This window comes from Arsukibacterium perlucidum DSM 18276 (genome assembly GCF_000382165.1).
In the GTDB taxonomy this organism is placed as follows: Bacteria; Pseudomonadota; Gammaproteobacteria; order Enterobacterales; family Alteromonadaceae; genus Alishewanella; species Alishewanella perlucidum.
The window spans coordinates 1-3,338 of the sequence record NZ_KB907758.1 but is presented as its reverse complement, the minus strand read 5'-3'; the positions used below and the strand labels follow the sequence as shown (position 1 = coordinate 3,338).

At 45.4% G+C, this 3,338-nt stretch carries 2 protein-coding genes; both read left to right on the top strand.

Translation table 11 applies throughout. From position 1 onward, the window contains the following. Positions 1-67 precede the first annotated feature (67 nt). Positions 68-904 (top strand): aminoacetone oxidase family FAD-binding enzyme, encoded by an 837-nt coding sequence (locus H141_RS20825; RefSeq protein ID WP_240473152.1) that lies wholly within the window; start codon positions 68-70, stop codon positions 902-904. Positions 905-1,089: 185 nt separating this feature from the next. Further along, the gene (locus tag H141_RS0119345; RefSeq protein ID WP_019677919.1) at positions 1,090-3,321 is read left to right on the top strand and encodes a ligand-binding sensor domain-containing protein; all 2,232 of its coding nucleotides are present in this window, start codon (positions 1,090-1,092) and stop codon (positions 3,319-3,321) included. The last annotated feature ends 17 nt before the right edge of the window (positions 3,322-3,338 follow it).

The following is a 3,338-nucleotide window of genomic DNA, read 5'->3' as shown; positions in this document are numbered from 1 at the left end:
AGAAGGCATAGTGCTCTTGGCTATCTCAGCCCAGAGAATTTTGAATTGAAGAACAGTGCTTAGTGAAGTGTCCACTGTTGCTGGTACAGATCAGATTGCCATGCAACAGCAAATAACCGAAGTCAGCTTTGCAGATGGTATATACACTGTTACGACGCCGGAGCTAAGCCGGCAGTGTCAGAGCCTGGTGATTGCCAGTGGCGGTTTAAGCCTGCCCAATCTGGGTGCTACCGCCTTCGGTTATCAGCTGGCAGAGCAGTTTGGTTTAAAAGTGCTGCCACTGCGCGCCGCGCTGGTGCCGTTAACCTGGCAACCTGCTGACAAAGCGGTGTTCGAAGAAATCAGTGGCGTGTCGCTGCCCGTTACCGCTGAAGCTAACGGTACGCTATTTCCGGAAGATATGCTGTTTACCCACCGCGGCTTAAGTGGCCCGGCCTTCTTACAAATTTCCAGCTACTGGCAACCCGGTGATAACGTTATCGTTAATATGGCGCCACAAACTGATCTGGTGGCATATCTGGTCAGCCAGCAACAAGCCCATCCTGAGCAGGAAGTCAAAACGGCGCTTGGCAAGCTGCTACCAAAAAGGCTGGTCGAAAAATTGCTGGAACTGCAGGTATTTACTAACCAGCCACTGAAGGCACTGAACCCGAAAAGCATTCAGCAGATTGCTGATAGCCTGCATGGTTATATTTTTAAACCCAATGGCACCGAAGGCTACCGCACCGCCGAAGTCACCATCGGCGGCGTCGATACCGATTACTTATCCTCGAAAACCATGGAAGCCAAGCAGCAGCCCGGCCTGTATTTTATCGGCGAAGTGGTCGACGTCACCGGCTGGCTCGGTGGCTACAATTTCCAGTGGGCCTGGGCCAGCGGCTGGGTAGCAGGGCAGTATTGTTAATTGGTCTTTACATCAGACTGGTCAATCGGTTCAGTCAAAACTGCATGAATATATCCAGAAAAGTATATCCACTTCGTGAGAATGTTATGGCCACAAAAACTGTTAGCCAGTAATTAGTTTATGGCTTAGTGTAAAGCCTATGAAGATTATGGCCAAAAACAGCAAGTGTTGAGGATATTCTGTACATGAAACATCTCTTGTTGCATGCCAAGTTTTGGTTGTTGTTATCCATAGTGATGTCACTAAATGGGTATGCACAACATTTTGGTCAAATTAGCCGCTTGGGTATTGATGATGGTTTACCCAGTACGACTATTTATAGTTTAGTGCAAGATAACGAAGACTTTATTTGGTTGGGCGCTGGTACCTCAGGTTTATTGCGTTACGACGGTTATCAGTTTGAAGCTTTTGCTGTGCTAAACGAGCGCGAGTTGGCTGCAGGTTATCAAGCGGATGTAGGAACGATTTTGCAAGATAGCCAAGGTAACCTTTGGATTAGCACCTGGGGTTTTGGTCTTTCCCGGTTAAATAGCCATGATGGAAAATTACAACGATTTACCACGGAACAGGGCTTGGCAGGTAATCAGGTTCAATTTTTAATAGAAGATCAACAACAACGATTATGGGTAGGCACGACGCAAGGCATTAGTATTATTACTACTGATGATCAGATAAAAAAACAGCCTTTAAAAGACATTTTGTCATTAACCACTGAACCCAGGATCTGGAGTGTAGCCCAAACGTTAGATGGTGTTATATGGATGGGATCGTCAGAAGGTTTAATTCGTTTCGACGAGGCTAATAGTTCCATTAAAGTATTACCATTACATGATGACGCACCGCCCTTAAGTCGGCTGAATGAGGTTAGAGCGCTATGGCCTGAAGGTAATAACATCTGGGTTGGTAGCCGCCAAGGCGTCTATTTTTATGAGTCTGAGGTCTCTGAGTTTCAATTAGTAGACACCGTAGCCGCCGATGGTCAGCAGCATATTATCAATCGTTTTTTTCCGTTGACCGATAATAGGTTGTTGGTGGCTAGTTACGCTGGTGTCCAACAACTTAATCGAGTGGAGCGGCGCTATCAGTTATTCGACGAGCAGGACAGTTTGCTTTCTGATTCAAACATTCGTAACTTTTTGCTAGACCGTTCCGGGGTGTTATGGATTGCTACAGACGAAAGCAGCTTGTTCCGCAGTCGCTTCGCCGGTAGTCATTTTTTGCAATTATCTGATCTTGTGCAATTTAACGAGCGTGAGTTATCTTTTTCTGTTTCGGTAATTCATCGCCTGAACCAGATGTTGTGGCTGGGTTCGGCAGATAAATTATATCAAGCTGATACAAACCGAAAAGAACTGAACATATTGTCGTTACCCGGCGGAATTAACGCCATGTCTACCTCAAGTAAAGGCGAACTTTATTTGGCAACCGATAGCGGTTTAATGAAATTAGTTGGTAAGGAGTTACGACAGGTAGATCTACCTTTTGAGCTACTTGGCTTAGCGAACCGAAATGTTTGGGAACTTTTAATTGATAAGCAGGATGTTTTTTATCTTGGTTTGTGGGGGCAAGGTGTTATTCGTTGGGATCCTGAATCAAATGAGGTTCAGCACTGGTTGGCTGATTTAGGACAGCTGCAGTCTGGCGATACGGTTCAGGCATTAGCTCTGGATGACTATCAGCAACTTTGGGTGGGAAGTCGTTACTCTGGCTTGTTTAAAATCTCATTAGCCACTGGTGACATTGAACATTTTTCAACGCGCACTAATACAAGCTCTACCACCTTAGTATTGCCGTCAGAGCAAATAAATTGCCTTACCACGTATGCTACAACGCTGGTTATATGTACTGAGCAGGGGTTGTTGCTGTATCAGCAAGATATCCAACAGACCCATTTACTTGGACTTCAATCGGGCTTACCAGATTTACGCATCCTTGGTGTGCACATTGCTGAGCAAAAACTATTTGTCTCGACCATTAAAGGCCTTAGTGTTGGTGCGCTGCACGAGCCACAATTTGTTACTTTTAACCAGCGAGACGGCATGGTAGCGACAGAGTTAAATACCAAAGCTATAGATATTTATAAGAACCAATTATATTTGGGTAGCGTGCAGGGTTTAATCAGTATTGATTTAGCAGAACTTGAAAGCAACACACGGCAGCCAACAGCCGTGCTAACCCGTTTAGATATTGATCATCAACGCCGCCAGCTAAAGCCTTTTGCCGCGCCCTGGCAACCGGTTCGGGTAGCACCAACAGAACGCAGCATTCGTTTTGAATTTAGTGCCTTAGATTATCAGGATCCAGCCGTTAATCGATTTCAATATCAATTAGAGGGCTTTGACCCTGAGGTATCCCCACAAAATTATCAGCTAAAACAAAAAGATGAACTCGGAAGGAACATTCATGGCGTTCGATGATCAGATCTATCGCCAAA